Here is a 17,241-nt window from a genome sequence, read left to right on the forward strand (position 1 = left end):
AACCACAAACTCGCGGCATACGTTTTGTATCGCCTTACCATTATCTTTGCGGAAGTCTGCTATCGTTTTGAAGTCCGGCATTAGCCGGCCAGTTAGCCACATCACCTCAACATTACGCTGACTTTCACGTTCAAGGCGTCGACTTGATTGGATTCGGTTCAGGTATCCGTAAACATAGAGCTTCAACAAGGTCGCAGGGTGATACGCAGGACGACCTGTTGCTTGCGGGTCTACGCCATTAAAACCAAGCCCTCGCATATCCAACTCATCAACTAAAACATCGATCACTCGAACAGGATTGTCTTCAGTTACATAATCATCAAGCAACTCAGGAAACAGCGTGCTTTGACTGCGGCTTTCTCCAACAACAAATCGTTTCATGAAAATACCCCACAAGACGTTGTGAGATAATTATACCATTATTGATCAGCGTTTTCACACACTCTGGGCCGTTAGCAGTCGCTAATACAGATAAAGCCAAGCGAACTTCCCTTACCCTTTTTGACACGACACACATGCATGCTATGGATTCCTATTCGAGCTCTGGCGCACTAGCTTCCACGCACCATGGTAACCCACCAATCACTCAACAAAATCAGGCTGTTTTATGCTGCATACTTTGCAGCCATGGGGCTAATCCTGCCCTTCTTTCCGCTCTATCTGGATGATCGAGGATTTGATGCCGCCATGATCGGCCTCATGACAGGGCTGATTGCTCTGGCCAAGGTCATCGCTCCGCCGTGGATCGGGCATGTGCTGGATGGCCGATCAGCAGCCGCCACACATCGATTCATTGTCATCGCATCGGCACTGGCTGCACTTACGGCTTTTTTGTTCGGTCTTTCAGAGCACATTGTCTTGTTTGCCATCATCGTGCTGCTATTTGGTGTTTTCTGGGCCACCATATTACCGCTCACTGACGGGCTATCGATTACGGTATCTGAATCAGATGGAGCCGATTATGGCCGTCTGCGTGTCTGGGGCTCCATTGGTTTTGTGATCACCTCATTGGCCGGCGGTTTATGGCTTGTTGGCGATTATATCCAGGCATTCCCCATCGTGCTTGGGGTATTGATGTTGATTCTGGTATTTGCATCCATCGGTTTTCCCATGTTCAAACCAGTAGCAGTGGAAACCTTAGAATCCACTGCCTTTTCAAAAACATTTTATACCCTGTTGGCCATCTCTTTCATCATGCAGGTATCTCATGGTGCATATTATGGCTTCTTTAGCCTCTATCTGTCAGAGGCAGGCTATTCAGGCGGGCAGATTGGCATCTATTGGGTCATCGGTGTGGTGGCTGAAATCATACTCATGTGGCGCTGGTCAAAAGCACTGCAGGCAGCTGCCCCCGCACTTGTTTTCACCATCTGTCTGCTACTCGCATCACTGCGCTGGTTTGGCATTGCTTTGACCACAGACCCGGTACTACTCGTTCTGTTACAGCTCTTGCATGCGGCAACCTTTGCAGCATTCCATGTTGCAGCTATTGCATGGGTAAAACGTCTATCTCCCGACTCGCGTCATGCCGCGGCACAGGGCCTGTTTTCTGCCGCAGGTTTCGGGCTGGGCAGTACCATTGGCATCATGGGTTGCGGCCTGATTGCCAGTGCTTTTGGTTTTACTACAGCCTTTTATCTCTGTGCGTTGGTTGCCTTGTTAGGTATTCCGCTATGCCTGTTACTGCGCAACATCAATCATACGATCACAATGAAGGAATAAATCTAAAGCATTTCACCGCAGAGTACGCGGAGTAGAGTCAAATGCATTATTAGTGTTAACTTTATTTGTCACTCAGAATGATAGCATCAAATCAAAAAAAACAGGCGCCCCTAGAACATACTGAACAGTGACCAGTCCAATATGTCTAATCTTTTACTTTGCGTAACTCTGCGTACTTTGCGGTAAGTATTTTGAATAATGCATCTGCACTGAACTCAACACAAAAAAAACGGCCCTTTTATGTTTCCATAAAAGAGCCGTTCATGATGAAGGCAGTTACTGATTACTGTTTCAGCAAAGCATTGACCTTGCGCACAAAACCAGCTGGATCTTCCGGCAATGCGCCTTCGGCCAAGACGGCCTGATCAAACAAAATACTTGAGAAATCATTAATTTTGTCTTTTGAACGCATTTTAGACAGACGCTGAATAAGCTCATGATCGGGATTGATTTCCAGAATCGGTTTCATATCCGGCACATTCTGACCTGCCTGTTTAAGAATGCGCTCCATATTCGAGCTCATATCAAATTGATCCGATACCAAACATGCAGGTGATTCAGTCAATCGATCGGTAACACGTACATCTTTCACTTTATCACCCAGCGATTCTTTAATTTTCTCTACCGCAGGTTCTGCTGCTTTGGCTTTTTCTTCATGCGCTTTCTTCTCTTCATCAGCATTTTCGCCGATGCCTGATAGATCAAGCTCACCCTTGGCGATGGACTGCAGTTTCTTACCATCAAACTCAGTCAGGTGTGAGGTCAGCCATTCATCGATACGATCATGCAACAGCACAACTTCGACACCTTTCTTACGGAATACTTCCAGATGCGGGCTATGTTTGGCGGCAGCCAGATTTTCAGCCGTAATAAAGTAGATGGTATCCTGACCTTCCTGCATGCGTTCAACGTAATCACTCAACGCTACCGTTTGATCATCCGATGACGTGGTTGAGAAACGTAGCAGTTTGGCAATGCGATCACGATTCGCGTCATCTTCAATAATGCCCTCTTTCAGGCAGTTACCAAATTCACTCCAGAAATCAGCGTAATTTACACTGCTCTCTTCTTTCTCTTCACCCACAATCTCAGCTTCGGTGATATCAGAACTGTCATCATCAGCAAGCGGTGAGTTCTTCACCATATCTTCCAACATGGCCAAGACACGTTTGGTTGCGCCCTTTTTCATGGCATCCATCGCCGGACTCTTCTGCAAAATTTCACGTGACACATTCAACGGCAAATCATTGGTATCCATCACACCGCGCACAAAACGCAAATAACGTGGCAACAGATCTTCGGAGGCTTCCATGATAAACACACGGCGCACATACAGTTTCACACCATGTTTTGCTTCGGCCTGCCATAGATCAAATGGCGCGCGTTTTGGCAGATAGAGCAGCAGGCTGTATTCATACTTGCCTTCCAACTTCTGATGCAAGTGTGCCATTGGATCTTCAAAGTCATGACCGATATGTTTATAAAAGTTATTATAATCTTCGTCAGTCAATTCTGATTTTGGACGTGTCCAGAGTGCGGAAGCCTGATTCACGGTTTCCACTACCGCCGGTGTCTCTTCTTCACCTTCTGCAGCAGGAACCGGTACACCCATCATACGAATCGGGAACGGGATATGATCCGCATATTTATGAATGATAGATTTCAAACGCCAGGCATCAAGATACTCATCAGCTTCTTCGCGCAGATGCAATACGATTTCAGTACCGCGAGTCTCTTTTTCTACCGTGTCCAACTCATATTCGCCATCACCGGCAGATTCCCAGTGTACACCGTGCTCTTTGGTCAGACCGGCACGACGCGTAGTTAATGTTACCTTATCAGCAATCAAGAATGAGGAGTAAAAGCCAACACCGAACTGGCCGATAAGATGGGCATCCTGTTCCTGATCACCGGTCAATTGACCGAAAAATTCTTTGGTACCTGAACGTGCAATCGTACCAATATTACTCACCACTTCATCGCGGCTCATGCCGATTCCGTTATCACGGATAGTGATGGTACGCGCTTCTTTATCCACATCGATATAGACGTGTAGATCTGAATCACCTTCATTCAAAGCATCGTCTTTGGTCGCTTCAAAACGCAGTTTATCAGCGGCATCAGATGCATTGGAAATTAATTCGCGTAGAAAAATTTCTTTATTCGAATAGAGCGAGTGGATCATCAAATCCAATAGTTGCTTTACCTCGGTCTGAAATGCACGGGTCTCTTTTGCTGCAGTTGCTGTCATGCGGTCTCCTAGAACGTTTTTATGAATGAGATAGATAGGGTCTTTATGATCGCATTTCAAGGGTCTCTTTGATCATGCTCCACTCACTACACTTCTGTTGGCGTGAGATGCTGGCATGAGCGGGGCTCGTCGATGGCAATAGATGCATACGCAATGTTGGCACGAGCATCTTCTGGCATTGATCTTGTGCGCGCATGATTAAGCGCTGAAAAAGCTGTTCTGCCTTGCGCCCATTAAAAAATATTGCAGTCACATGCGGATGTTCGACAAAGAACCCTGCAAAATCATTGGCCACCACCGTATCCATTTCAATGGCCTGATCCAGACTACCCAGTCGCACACATTGATGGGCCACATCCCACAGTGCGATATGTTGATCCAACAAACAGCTCAACCGTGACTGATAATCCAGCTCAACAGAAAAATCGAACAATTCAGCCATAATGGGCCAAAAACTATTCTGCGCGTGACCATAATATTGCTGTAAAGCCAAGGACTTCTGACCGGGCATTGAACCCAAGATAAGTACGCGCGCATCAGGTTTGGCGACATAAGGAAATCCGATATCTGGCATCGAGCAAGCGTTACACGCTTCAACGAATCCAACAAGTGTAGATTATGGCTTGCCGATATCGACAATGCGCTGCATGGCATTAGCACGTCTATGTTCACCCAGACTGCGCAGCGTGACAATCAGATGCTTTCTCGTTTCATTTGAAGGCGCAATAGCAATACTCTTCTGATAAGCAACCATAGCCTGTTGATGTTTTTTTCGTGCTTGAAGCATATCCCCGTATGTTTGCCAACATGGTGCACAATGTGGCAACAAACGCATCGCCTTTGCCGCATTTTTTAACCCATCATCACCACTATGCTGTCGAAATTTAAATGCCGCCAGGTGAAACCATGCAAAACCATTGAGCGCATCGACTTTGGTGGCTTTATAAAAATAGGAACGAGCCGTGCTTATATCGCCTTTTTTTTCTGCCATCGCGGCCAACAGATACCATGGCGCCGCTTCGTCATGCATCTTCATTGTCGCCTTTTCTAACCAACTGCGTGCCGAATCAATCTCGCCCTGCTTCTCAAGCAATGCTGCAAGATTCACCAGGCTGGGTAGATGCCAGCCCAACGATAAATTTTCTTTGTATAGTGCTAACGCATCATCCGCATGACCAATATCTTCTAACAACAAAGCCAGATTATAACGCGCTTCAAGATGCTCGGGGCGCATGCGCAGCTCAGTTCTCAAGGCTCTTCTTGCCTCTGTGATCTGACCGATTGCAATCAATTGCAAGGCTGATTCATACGGGCTTGCAGCTAAAGCAGGAGAGTATGCATACATACAACAGCAAGCACAGCGCTGAGCAGCCCTCTCATGATGAACAGTGGCATCTAATGTTCTCCCTCCAGCCCCATGCGCCCCGTAGTCATCAACATCTCTTCCATACGACGTTGACGATCCCGTTTATCCGCTTTGATTTCCGGTTTTTTCTTCATCAATTTCCACGGATTTCTGCGAACATCATCGCTAAACGCTTCAATATTTTCAGAGGCCAGTCGCAGTTCATAGAGCGTTCGATAGAGGTTCTCACGATTATCCATCATCAGCATATGCAGATCGCGCATAGCCACCGTACCCTGTTTAAAAAACGCCTCTCCGGCCTTAGCCGTTTTCGGCAACGTATTCATCAACTGTTTTATCTGTTTGCGATTCTCTTTCACAGCCCCTGCCAGCTCATGCGTTGCACTACGGATGTCGGGGCGGTTTTCCTCTACCAACAGAGCAAGACCATGTGTAGCGGTCTGAATATCAGTACGGTTCTCATCCAGCATCGCATGAATGCTATCCGTGATGTTCTCTGCTTTATTAAAAAACGCATTGGCATCTTCTGTTAAACTCGATGCCCTGCTAATCATATCACGCAAATCACCACCGTCAGAGACAGGGATGGAGGCTCCTGCTAGCGGTTTTTTATCGCCCGCAGTCGCCCTCAGTGAGATATATTTTTCTCCCACCAGCCCTCCACCGGCAATATGCGCCCTGGTGGAGGCAGGCAACTGAATACCGGGTTGAATCAACAAATTCACCAACGCCTGATTATTATCAAGTATAATCGACTCTACTGCTCCGACCTGCACACCGGCCATAAATACCGGCGTTTGCACATCAACACCCGAAGCATCACTGAAGGTAGCATTGATGCTTGTACCCTCCGCTTCGCCCCACTGGAAGCCTCCGATTTTGCTGCTAAACAGGGCAAGCGTAATCAAAGCAATCAATACAAATGCTCCCAATCGCGTTTGTGAATTCATGTTGCCTCTCCTTTATCGTTCGCATCCGGTTGTCCTGACATTTCGCTTTCGAAGCCAAAGCGAATCGGACCTTCTGCCCTACCCTCGACAAACTGCCTTATCAATGGGTCTTTCGTTTCTTGTAACTCCTGCGCAGATACCTGTGCATAAATCTTTCCTTCATACAACATACTGACCTGATCGCTGAACGCCTGAACCAGCTTCATATTGTGGGCGATAGTCAGAGACGTAACATTCATGGTCTCATGTAACCGTTTTAACAAAATCGTAATGACATCGGACATGACCGGATCGAGCCCTGCCAGTGGTTCATCATAAAAAACAATTTCTGGTCGATGACAAATAGCCCGCGCCAGACCCACACGTTTTTTCATACCGCCGGACAGCTCTGCCGGCATTTTGTCACCAATGCCCGGAAGCCCAACCATCTCCAGCATCTGCTCTGCCTGTTTACGCGCATCAACACGAGGCATCGATTGTTGCAACAGTACGAAGGCAACATTTTCCCACACACACATCGAATCAAATAGTGCCGCCCCCTGAAACAACACTCCAATACAGGGCATGCGCCTTAAACGTTCTTCAATCGACATGTCGAACCAGTCTTCACCATTGATCAAAATCGTACCTGAATCAGGCCTTAGAAGACCAAGGATGCATTTGATCAACACACTCTTACCTGCTCCTGAAAGACCTATCACAACATGCGATTCGCCAGGCATGATATCCATCGAAATATCATCCAGTACTTTGCGCCCTTTAAATGATTTATGCACATTGCGCAGGCTTATTTTTGGTGCCCTTTGATCATCAAATGGCTTTTCAGCACCACCGCCTTGCTTTACTGTTTTTCCGCAATTCGGCGCAATTTGAGTGTCCCCGAACAGAGAGTAATCGCTCATTGGAATATCCACGCTGTGAGAATGTAATCCGCGATCAGAATACTCATCGCACTGATCACTACCGCACGTGTTGTCGCCTGGCCAACGCCGGCAGCACCACCAGCGCAATAATATCCTTCAGCACAACTGACCAGACCAATGATAAAACCAAACACAGCCGCCTTGAGCAGCCCCGAATAGAAATCGATCAATTGAAGGTATTCAAAGGAGTTGCGAAGATAAGTATGCGGGTTCTGATCCAGCACATGCACGCTGATAACATAACCACCGAACATACCAACAGCATCTGCCAGCACCACCAGCAACGGCATCATTACAATCACAGCAATCAGCCTTGGCATAACCAAATAACGCACAGGATCCGTTGACAGGGTCCATAAGGCGTCAATTTGCTCGGACACACGCATGGTACCAAGTTCAGCAGCAAAAGATGCTCCAACCCGGCCAGCCACCATCAATCCGACCAACACAGGCCCCAGCTCGCGCAGAATCGATAACGACACCACCGTGGCAATCATGCTTTCCGCACCAAAACGGTGAAAAGCAACCCAGGATTGCAGCGCCATGACCATGCCCGTGAACACAGCAGTTAACAGAGCCACGGGTAAGGATTGCACACCAACCTTTTCACATTGCCGAATGATCAGCGCAAAAAACCATGGCGGTTTGCGCATACGCGCCAACACCTTAGCCATCATCAAGGGATACAATCCAAAAGCATGCGCCAGCCGTTCGGTAGCTGCACCAATACTCTGCAATATCAACATCAGCTTACACGCATGCGCATCTGTACGCCCTTCAGGGTCTCACTCAACAGCATGATTCCTCCCGCAAGTCCGCCCTATTGGTCTTATATTGCCCTTATTTCATACAAAACGATAGTGAAATTATCGACTGTTCGGAGTACCTTGCGGCTCTTTTTTATTATTAACGCACTTTTCTTTGGAGAACTCATGACTGTTCGCACTCGTTTCGCACCCTCACCTACCGGCATGTTGCATATTGGCGGTGCCCGCACTGCCCTGTTTGCCTGGCTGTATGCTCGCCATCATGGTGGTGAATTTGTATTACGTATTGAAGATACAGATCGCGAACGATCAACCGATGAGGCCACTGAAGTCATTTTGGATGGCCTGTCATGGTTAGGGCTGAACTGGGACGGTGAACCTGTATTTCAGGCGGCACGTCAGGATCAACATATTGATGCTGTGAATCAGCTCATCAAGCAAGGTGATGCCTACCGCTGTTATTGCAGCAAGGATACGCTTGATGACATGCGCGAATCGCAGCGCAGCGCAGGCAAAAAACCGATGTATGATGGCCGCTGCCGCCACCGCAATGATCAACCTGCCGATCAACCCTATGTCATCCGTTTCCGCTCACCCGATGAAGGAGAAACCGTGGTCAATGATCTTGTGCTTGGTCACGTCAGTTTCCCTAATGCAGAACTCGATGATCTGATTCTACTGCGCACCGATGGCACTCCGACCTATAATCTGGCTGTAGTAGTTGATGATGCCGACATGGGTATTTCTCACGTTGTACGTGGTTCTGATCATCTCAACAATACACCACGCCAAATTCAGCTCTATCATGCGCTTAAACTGACCATGCCTCAGTTCGCCCATATTCCGCTCATTCATGGGCCCGATGGTGCCAAAATGTCCAAACGTCATGGTGCTGTGGCTATCACCGAATATCGTGAACAGGGATACCTGGCCGATGCCGTAAACAATTATCTGGCTAGATTGGGGTGGTCACATGGCGATGAAGAGGTGTTCTCACGTCAGCAGTTGATTGAACTCTTTGATCTCACTCAGGTCGGTAAAGCTGCTGCCCGTTTCGATCAACAAAAACTCGATTGGCTCAATGGGCAATACTTGCGTAATGCTAAACCAGCAGATCTTGTTGATGCTGTTACTCAGCTTCTCAATCTTGATGTAACCAGCGGCCCTGATCTGGAGCCGGTCATCTCATCTCTGCAGGAGCGTTCAAAAAACCTGCTTGACCTGACAGAAGGTGCACGCTTCTTTTATCAGGCTCCAACAACATACCAGGAAAAAGCTGTTAAAAAGAATTTCAAGGATGGTACCTGGCCCCTGATTGAAACCTTCATCACCGCGATCGATGCCATGGATGATTTCTCGGGTGAAGCGGCGCACGCATTGATTGGTGAGATTTGTGAAAAAGCAGGCATGGGTATGGGAAAACTTGCTCAACCGGTTCGCATTCTGGTTGCTGGTGGCCCCGTTTCTCCTCCGATAGACCTCACCCTTGGACTGTTGGGTAAAGAGGAAACGCTGCAGCGATTAAAAGCTGGAATGGCCGTATTAAAAGCATAATGCATTGTTCACACTGAATTCATGAGCAAAAGCAATCCACATTTTGCCCTGATCACGGGTGCCTCAAGTGGTATCGGGCTTGAGCTTGCGCGTCTGTTTGCTGCTGATGGTATCCCTTTAATTCTGGTGGCGCGCCGCTTGGACAGACTTGAGGCGCTGAAAAACGAACTATCAAAATCAGTTAAGGTAACACTATTTGCCTGTGACCTCTCTGACAGTGTCTCACGCACTCAGTTATTGGCTGAGATTACTGAGCAAAATGTAGTGGTTGATTATCTGGTAAACAATGCCGGCTGTGGTCAATTCGGTGATATTGCCAACAATGACTGGACTGCAACAGATGGCATGTTACAACTGAACATGATCGCACTGAGCCATCTTTGCCGAAGCATGTTGCCTGCCATGAAGCAACGTGGTTTTGGCCGCATTCTTAACATAGCCTCCACAGCCGCCTTTCAACCCGGACCGGGTATGGCTGCCTACTTTGCCAGCAAAGCCTATGTTTTATCCTACTCTGAAGCGCTGGCCTATGAATTAAAACAGAGTGGAGTGACAGCCACATGTTTATGCCCCGGCGCGACCCAAACCGAGTTCTTCAGTCAAGCCACAATGGAAGATTCAGGTTTGGTTAAAGACAAGCAACTGCCATCGGCAGCAAACGTTGCACTTGAAGGTTATCAAGCCATGCACCATGAAAAAACACTGATTGTGCATGGCTTGTTTAACCGACTTCGGGTTTTCTCTCTACGCACAGCTCCCAGGGCAATGATCACTGCGATTACGGCCAAAATTCTAAAATAAGCAAAAAAAAGACACAAAAAAGCCACCCAAAGGGTGGCTCTTTTAAACATTGAATATTTTAGTCAATGCTAAAATATAGCGTTCGTAATTCCAATGAAACCGACCAGAACTGTCACCATGGCTACAATTTCCAGATTACTTCTTACATCACCATTATTCTCATGTTCTGACTTCATAGCTTGATTCATCATATCAGTCTCCTTGGTCTTGCGATAAGCATGAAGTCTAAGGCCCGATTTGATTGCAGATGTGATACATATCACCAGATATCAGAAGAAAACACTCATACACATCATGTCGGTTTATCTGTAAGAATGATCAAAGTTTATTTCTCAGGTAATCCCTTCGAGGCCTGTAAATGAATACTAAAGTTCTCAGGCAACATAAGTTTGATCTGAGCAACAAAGACTGCAAGGAACAGACTGATCCCCAGCATTTCCAGAGACTCTTCCAGAGATTTTGCAAAATGATCAACAGTATAATCTTCCAGCATATAGGTCTGTTTTAACCAACTATATAGATTATACGCGTGCTCTGGCGGCATGCCCTCTATGAAATCAAGCACCACGGCTACGGAAAGCGATGAAAATGCCGCCAACACCATTATCAGAGCGCGCGATACCCCCAGCACTTTCCATAAAAAATAGAGCATATAGAGCCCAATCAGTGCAAAAATCGGCAATAAAAACTGCCACTCATAACTGGGGAACAGATCCAGCCATCTGGTAAGCAAGCCCGGATCAGTCAGTGCATCGGGATTAGCCATCATATCTTCGAACATCGTCCCCATACGCTCATGAATCACAGCCCCATCATCGGCCGACATATAACTGAAAAAAAGTGCCAGAATCAACCAGCTCCTGCGATAGAAAGCCGTAATACCATCAATGTGGTGACTTAAATAATAGATAAACCATAAGACGAGCGCTGCAATCATGGTCTGCGACGTCATAAACCAACCGGCCAAACCATCTTCCCTGGCAATATTAAAAAGCGCATGCATCGATTTATATGGGATGATTTCCATATAATTAATCACGATATCGAGCAACACAAGCATCAGCTCGCAGCCCACCAGAATCATTAACAATTGCCTGCTCACATGATCGGCATCTACGTTTAAATGCTGCTTCTCATCCAACATCCAATCTCCCTTAGTCATTCAACACAACAAGCTTACCTTATCACAAAAAAAACGGCGTCTGACCTTATACAAGGAGAGACGCCGTTAGTGTTTATTCACCCATCAATGAATCTTATTGACTCCTGATTTCACGGTGTGCTGATGGAGATGATGTTGTACCGGTGCCTGATGTCGTTGTCGTATCCGGGTTTGGATCACCCGGCGTACCATCAGCACAAGTACAAGAACATGATCCTAAAGGACAAACACAGCTTGGCGCAGTCGTTGTGCATGCTCCCAGTGAATCACCATGGGCTAAATGAGCTGCCCAAGCCGATGTACTTACTGTGATAGTAATAGTTTTCTTGGCAGGAGTACAACTGGTGTCGCTGTTTGAACTACTGCTTTGACTGGAGCTACTACTTGAACCGGACTTACTGTCAGATTTTGAATTACTGTCAGACTTCGAACTGGATTTACTATCAGACTTTTCTTTATCGGATTTTTCTTTCTCCGACTTCGATTTGGATTTGCTATCAGAGTTTGACTTGCTGTCAGATTTCGCGCTGGATTTACTGTCAGACTTGCTCTCCGATTCGTTTGATGATGCAACATCGGGTTTCGATGTATCATGGCAAATCGTTACTTTTTTATCCGAGTCCGCATTGCCCTTTGATTTGGAATTACTATCTGATTTAGATTCAGACTTGCTATCAGACTTTTCACTATCCGATTTTGCATTTGCCAATGGAATATCCAAACTAAATGTTCCTGTTCCACTGCTGAATGCGAACGTCAGCATGGCGGCAAAGAAAATTACCAGTGCACTATTTTTCATATTTTCTCCTCTATAACCTTCGTGGTCTTGCAACCATCCGAAATAATCTCAACTTACAAAGATATGCTGTATTCTAGGTAGTTCACAATTCACCAACAATACGACTTTAGTACTATTCTGAGAGCTCATTTGATCTAATCAAATATCGGCAACAAACGGAATTACTTTAGATCACACGTCAAATCAGCACATATACAAAACGCCCACCATATATAAATCATCTTCAGCTCCTGCTTCAAAAACCTCATTATGACAAAGCAATTTCAATGCCATTATTGCTCACAAACAGCCACAGCATCACCCCTTTCTCAGTCATGCCATCTCACAAGCTCATATACTTATGCTTATTGAAAGTGCTAAGCAGATAAAACCCGCATCGTGAAAGCGTTCGGCTTATGTTAAGCATTATCACAATTTTGCTGTTACCACTGTTCTTCTATGATTGAGTTCATACACACGTTAACACATAAAAAAGGGGGCGCAGAATGAACTGCGCCCCCCTCTTTCACTTATCCATATATTACAATGGTGGCTGCTCACCCACCTGACCGGCCAATGGCGCAATCAGCACAATGTCAATGCGACGGTTCTTCGTGCGCCCTTCTGCTGTTTCATTATTGGCAATCGGCTTCTCTTCACCATGCCCGATAGCAAAAAAGCGGGCATCACTTCCAGGCACTTGCAGAAGCAGATAGTCACGTACCGCATTGGCGCGACGTTCGGAAAGGTCCTGGTTGTATGCATTGGCTCCCATAAAGTCGGTGTGCCCTTCAATTCGAACAGAGCGTTTCGGGAATATTGCAATCGATTTAATCGTATTATCCAACAACGCATATGCTTCTGGTGGAATCACGGCACTACCACTTAAAAAGTTCAACTTCTTCATACGCAAAATAACATCGGCATCAGGTGTCAGTAAAATCTCCACCATTTCAGGATCGAATAGTTTTGTCAGGCGTTTGATTTTTGCTTCAGCTTCACGCTTAAGTTGAAGTTTCCGGCGCACCTCAGCCATGTCAGACAGCTCACCTTCATAGGCAGATAATTTGCCTTCATATTTGGCCAGTTTTTCACTCAGCCCTCGCAACTGCAGATCTGCATCCTGAATCTGTAGCGCATGCTCTGCTTTCATCTCTTCCACTGCCCGTTTAAGCAAAGCCACCTGCGTATCAGGACTCTGTGTGGAATCAAATTTCAGACCTACTGCTTCAGCAACTGTTTGCATTCGTGCATCCGATGCATCAACCCATGACTCAATATTGGCAGGTTTATGAACAAACTTTGCACCCAGTTCAGATATACGTATAGCATGGTGAGAAGAATCCAGCCCCTGCTGAGATAACGCATAAGCCTCACTCTGTGCATCAGGATTCTTTTTAATCAAACGCTCCACCTTCTTCTGCAGCTTCACCGCCTCCTTCAAGGCTTTAGGAGCAAATTTATGCGCCTTACCATTACGCGCTTGCGCAATGTTTTTCGCTACAGGACTAACAAACTGCTGACGTGCCGCCACTACCTGCGCAGCATGGAACGATGCCAAGGCCGCTTTTGCTTCACGCTCTACTTTCCGGCTATCACCATCTTCAGAAGCTGTAACAACACGGGCAAACTCTTCCTCTGAACGCTCACCCAGGTCATCACGAATATATTCATCTCCAGCCAGTCTCAATCTATCCCGCGATTCAACCAATGCTGCATGATCATGGGTAAATTGCTGTGTTAATGCAGCAGCCTTATTGGCAGCCTGCTTAGACTCATCCAACAAGCGATCTACTTCACCAGCATCACTACCCGAGCGCTTTAGACTTTCAGCCTGAACAAGCCGATTTTTCGCAGTTTGAAAATGACTCGGTGAAAACTCAGAGGCACGTAAGGCATCTGCTTCTGCAATTGCAGTTTTCGCCTCATCGATTGTTGCTGCCTGAATAGACGTGGAACAAACAACAAGTGACAGGAAAACAACTCCCGCCATGCATGAACGTAATAACATATAAACTCCTCTTTATCCTATCCCTGCATTTAAAGCAGCGGATTAAAGAGCCGAACTATTCAGATATCATTATTGTTGACTGTGACCTGGCGCACAGGTCTAAAGAAAAGACCTTGTAACAACACATATAACCGCAGCTGAAAACTGCTCACAGCTGCGGCATGGCATATCTAATTCTTTATATTGTAACTGCAGTTGTCTAAGGAGATGCTGAATAAATTAGCAGCACCCTAAAGTTCAGAGCGTGGATTCCTGTTCAATAAATGAGAACACATGTCCATGGTTATCTTTGCAACTGATCAATGAGGCAACACCAGCAATGGTCAGTTTTTCTCGAACAATCGTGCCGCCCCCTCGCAAGAACGTTTCAGCAACATCATCCACAGAAGCTACTTCATTAAGTTTTGCGCAATTGGAATGAATAGTAATAAATTCAAAAGGAGCATCCACTTCTTCAATGAGCCAATCGTTTCTGGATAAACTCCACTGACTAGCACTGGTACGTGGGTTGTGATAATTTATATCGATTACTTTCGCATATAGCATCGGTTACCTCACATATCTTATATTTTTTGGCTCCTCATATAAACACTATCGCCCATTATCCTGCTTTGATTAGTTTTAACGACAGTGTGTAATTCGAGAATATAGGAGAACAAAGCATAATCAAGCACTTTGATCAGGGCAATCGCGTTAAAACAGCCTCTGTTTTATAATTATTATTCAGTATATTTCACCGCAGAGTACACACTGCTGCTACATTAGTCGTAAAGTCGTCGAATAAGAAACCGACATATATAAGGGCTTTACACTTCAGGAGCCGCAATCATGTCAACGAAATTAAAGAAAGCCTATTCATACATCAGATTTTCAACACCGGAGCAACTTAGGGGCGATAGCCTGCGCCGTCAATTAGAATCCAGTCGCAAATATGCATCAGAGCATAATCTGGTGCTGGATGAATCCCTGCGTGATCTGGGTGTTAGCGCATTCAAAGGAAAAAATGCCACAGAAGGTGCTCTCAAACGGTTTATGGAACTGATTGATGCCGGACAGATTGAACACGGTTCAATTCTGATTCTGGAAAGCCTTGATAGACTATCACGCCAGCAGGTCTTTTCTGCTCTATCACTGTTTTCATCCATTCTGGCTGCCGGTGTAGAGATCGTCACCCTTGCCGATGGTCAGCGCTATACAGCGGACAGCATCAATGACGTTGGCCAGCTTGTGTTCAGCCTGATTTCATTGAGTCGCGCCCATGACGAGTCGGCCATGAAATCCAAACGGGCGGAAGCCAGTTGGGATATGCGCCGCAAGCGCGCCATTGAGAAAAAGATTCCGACAACAGGCCGCGCACCATACTGGTTGCGTCTGGCCAGTGATAAGCAGGGTTTTGTAACCATCCCCGAACGGGTGGATATTGTTCACAAGATTTTCAAGATGGTCATTGCCGGTACAGGCCAACGTAAAATAGCCGCCATGTTCAATGAACAGGGCATTGCCCCGTTTGGCGCTTCGGCCATGTGGTATCCATCCTATATCGCCAAGGTGATCAATAACCGCGCCGTATTGGGTGAATACCAACCCAAACAGAATAAAACCCCCGTGGGTGACCCGATCACATACTATTACCCCACCATCATTTCCGAGGATGATTTCTATAAGGCGCAGGCCATCAAAAAAAGCAAAGCGCCTCATATCGGAGCCGGCAGGAAGGGTAAGAACTTCACCAACCTGTTCACCGGCATGTGCAAGTGTCTGGAGTGCGGCACCACATACAGAATGCAGGCCGGCTATATGAGATGCGATAACCACTACCTGTCATCCGGTTGTGACTGTAACAAAACGTGGAACTATCAAAGCGTGGAGAATGCGGCCTTGCTGATTTTGAAAGATGAAATCGACTGGTTTGATGTGTTTGGTGGTCAAAGTAATTCCAAACAAAAGCTGGAATCAGATTTGAAAGTATTACAAGGCAAGTTGATGGAATCGGAAAAACAGGTGAATCGTTTTGCCGAACTGTTCAGCATGGTAGATGATGTTTCAATGTTGGGTGATGCACGTGTTCGCTACATGCAAGCCATGAAAGAGGTTAGCCAAATTCAGCAGGAGATGGAGAACAAGGAAGCGGAACTGCGAATATTTACGCCAGCCCAAAAAAATGTGGAACGATTGAACCGCATCTTCTTTGATCTGGCCTCCGAAAGTGATGTAAGCGCCTTGTATCAACTGCGTGCACAGATAAACACGATTTTACGTGATGCCGGTCTGACGCTCTATTTCAATCAGCATGGTGTGTATTACTACATCAAGGCCAGCAAGCAAAAAGGGTTCATCTTGATTGCAGAACATGAGGAGATGCTTTCGGCGGTGGCTGATTTGGAAGTGGTTCAGCATACGCTGAACGGCATGAATGCGTTTGCGGACGAACTCAAACTGGCTGCATGATTTTTCTGCAAACTGTTGTGGACATTTGCTTGCAAGTGTCCACAACAGTTCCCCTTGCTGGTAAGTCCAGCAATGCCCGAAAACCTGTTTAAGGCTGTAAACGCTAGTAAACATTCGTTAACGGTGCCTTTTCATTATAAGAAATTGTGCGGCATATTGAATGGCGGCTTACCCCTTTCCGAAACAAACTACTTCAAACTAATAAGGATTTTTACAACAAACGGTGACCAGAGTGCACTTTCTGTGGCTACATTTGGCCATGCGTCAGGAGGTTTGCATATCACAGAGGCTTCTGTCTTTTCAATGCGATACAGCGTTAGAAATGCCGACCGGCATTTATGGGCGTTGTGGCCGGTGATTCCGGTACGAAAATCGCGATAGCGGTTTTTGTATCACACCCTACTGTTTCGTTTTACGAAAAGTTGTACCACTTTTGCCCCGAACAGGGCGGAAAGCGTTGGGACACAAGGGAAATAGAGTTGTGCCATTTATTCAAGATAGATACTTT

16 protein-coding genes are annotated in these 17,241 nt (G+C 46.3%); 4 read left to right on the forward strand and 12 right to left on the reverse strand.

Features of this window, described 5'->3' with window-relative positions; genetic code table 11:
- A partial coding sequence (locus tag D8Y20_RS12645; RefSeq protein ID WP_147434091.1) for a transposase occupies positions 1-381 on the reverse strand: 381 nt, incomplete at its 3' end.
- 186 nt (positions 382-567) lie between these two features.
- On the opposite strand from D8Y20_RS12645, the gene D8Y20_RS12650 reads away from it, so the two are divergent.
- The gene (locus D8Y20_RS12650; RefSeq protein ID WP_121544078.1) at positions 568-1,722 is read left to right on the forward strand and encodes an MFS transporter; all 1,155 of its coding nucleotides are present in this window, start codon (positions 568-570) and stop codon (positions 1,720-1,722) included.
- A 283-nt stretch (positions 1,723-2,005) separates the two neighbouring features.
- Here the strand turns inward: D8Y20_RS12650 and htpG are convergent, their stop codons facing one another.
- Genes htpG through D8Y20_RS12680 form a run of 6 tightly spaced genes read right to left on the reverse strand, consistent with a single transcriptional unit; the run spans position 2,006 to position 7,958 of the window.
- Positions 2,006-3,973, reverse strand: a complete 1,968-nt coding sequence (gene htpG, locus D8Y20_RS12655) for a molecular chaperone HtpG (RefSeq protein ID WP_121544079.1) — start codon at positions 3,971-3,973, stop codon at positions 2,006-2,008.
- 43 nt (positions 3,974-4,016) lie between these two features.
- Positions 4,017-4,547 (reverse strand): DNA-deoxyinosine glycosylase, encoded by a 531-nt coding sequence (locus D8Y20_RS12660; protein ID WP_121544080.1) that lies wholly within the window; start codon positions 4,545-4,547, stop codon positions 4,017-4,019.
- Positions 4,548-4,589: 42 nt separating this feature from the next.
- Positions 4,590-5,318, reverse strand: a complete 729-nt coding sequence (locus D8Y20_RS12665) for a lipopolysaccharide assembly protein LapB (RefSeq protein ID WP_121544081.1) — start codon at positions 5,316-5,318, stop codon at positions 4,590-4,592.
- A 50-nt stretch (positions 5,319-5,368) separates the two neighbouring features.
- Positions 5,369-6,289, reverse strand: coding sequence for an MlaD family protein (locus D8Y20_RS12670; protein WP_121544082.1), 921 nt, complete (start codon positions 6,287-6,289; stop codon positions 5,369-5,371).
- Complete coding sequence (locus D8Y20_RS12675; protein WP_121544083.1) at positions 6,286-7,191, reverse strand: ABC transporter ATP-binding protein; 906 nt, start codon at positions 7,189-7,191, stop codon at positions 6,286-6,288. The genes D8Y20_RS12670 and D8Y20_RS12675 overlap by 4 nt, the downstream gene beginning before the upstream one ends.
- Positions 7,188-7,958, reverse strand: coding sequence for an ABC transporter permease (locus D8Y20_RS12680; protein ID WP_121544084.1), 771 nt, complete (start codon positions 7,956-7,958; stop codon positions 7,188-7,190). The genes D8Y20_RS12675 and D8Y20_RS12680 overlap by 4 nt, the downstream gene beginning before the upstream one ends.
- A 186-nt stretch (positions 7,959-8,144) precedes the next feature.
- Between D8Y20_RS12680 and gltX the strand changes: the two genes are divergently transcribed.
- Both gltX and D8Y20_RS12690 read left to right on the forward strand, forming a co-directional pair.
- Positions 8,145-9,533, forward strand: a complete 1,389-nt coding sequence (gene gltX, locus D8Y20_RS12685) for a glutamate--tRNA ligase (protein ID WP_121544085.1) — start codon at positions 8,145-8,147, stop codon at positions 9,531-9,533.
- Positions 9,534-9,554: 21 nt separating this feature from the next.
- Complete coding sequence (locus tag D8Y20_RS12690) at positions 9,555-10,334, forward strand: SDR family oxidoreductase (protein WP_121544086.1); 780 nt, start codon at positions 9,555-9,557, stop codon at positions 10,332-10,334.
- A gap of 68 nt (positions 10,335-10,402) precedes the next feature.
- Here the strand turns inward: D8Y20_RS12690 and D8Y20_RS13945 are convergent, their stop codons facing one another.
- The 5 genes from D8Y20_RS13945 to D8Y20_RS12710 all read right to left on the reverse strand — a co-directional run bounded on the left by D8Y20_RS13945 (position 10,403) and on the right by D8Y20_RS12710 (position 14,831).
- Positions 10,403-10,525 (reverse strand): hypothetical protein, encoded by a 123-nt coding sequence (locus D8Y20_RS13945; RefSeq protein ID WP_255418426.1) that lies wholly within the window; start codon positions 10,523-10,525, stop codon positions 10,403-10,405.
- A 134-nt stretch (positions 10,526-10,659) separates the two neighbouring features.
- A complete protein-coding gene (locus D8Y20_RS12695; RefSeq protein ID WP_147434092.1) occupies positions 10,660-11,496 on the reverse strand; it encodes a hypothetical protein in 837 nt (278 codons plus the stop codon).
- Between the two features lie 94 nt (positions 11,497-11,590).
- The gene (locus D8Y20_RS12700) at positions 11,591-12,295 is read right to left on the reverse strand and encodes a hypothetical protein (protein WP_121544088.1); all 705 of its coding nucleotides are present in this window, start codon (positions 12,293-12,295) and stop codon (positions 11,591-11,593) included.
- Between the two features lie 520 nt (positions 12,296-12,815).
- The gene (locus D8Y20_RS12705) at positions 12,816-14,285 is read right to left on the reverse strand and encodes an OmpA family protein (RefSeq protein ID WP_121544089.1); all 1,470 of its coding nucleotides are present in this window, start codon (positions 14,283-14,285) and stop codon (positions 12,816-12,818) included.
- A gap of 237 nt (positions 14,286-14,522) precedes the next feature.
- Positions 14,523-14,831, reverse strand: coding sequence for a VOC family protein (locus D8Y20_RS12710; RefSeq protein WP_236075442.1), 309 nt, complete (start codon positions 14,829-14,831; stop codon positions 14,523-14,525).
- A gap of 282 nt (positions 14,832-15,113) precedes the next feature.
- On the opposite strand from D8Y20_RS12710, the gene D8Y20_RS12715 reads away from it, so the two are divergent.
- Positions 15,114-16,733, forward strand: coding sequence for a recombinase family protein (locus D8Y20_RS12715; protein WP_121544090.1), 1,620 nt, complete (start codon positions 15,114-15,116; stop codon positions 16,731-16,733).
- The last annotated feature ends 508 nt before the right edge of the window (positions 16,734-17,241 follow it).

Origin of the sequence: Mariprofundus sp. EBB-1, from assembly GCF_003665155.1 — a bacterium.
Taxonomy (GTDB): Bacteria; Pseudomonadota; Zetaproteobacteria; order Mariprofundales; family Mariprofundaceae; genus Mariprofundus.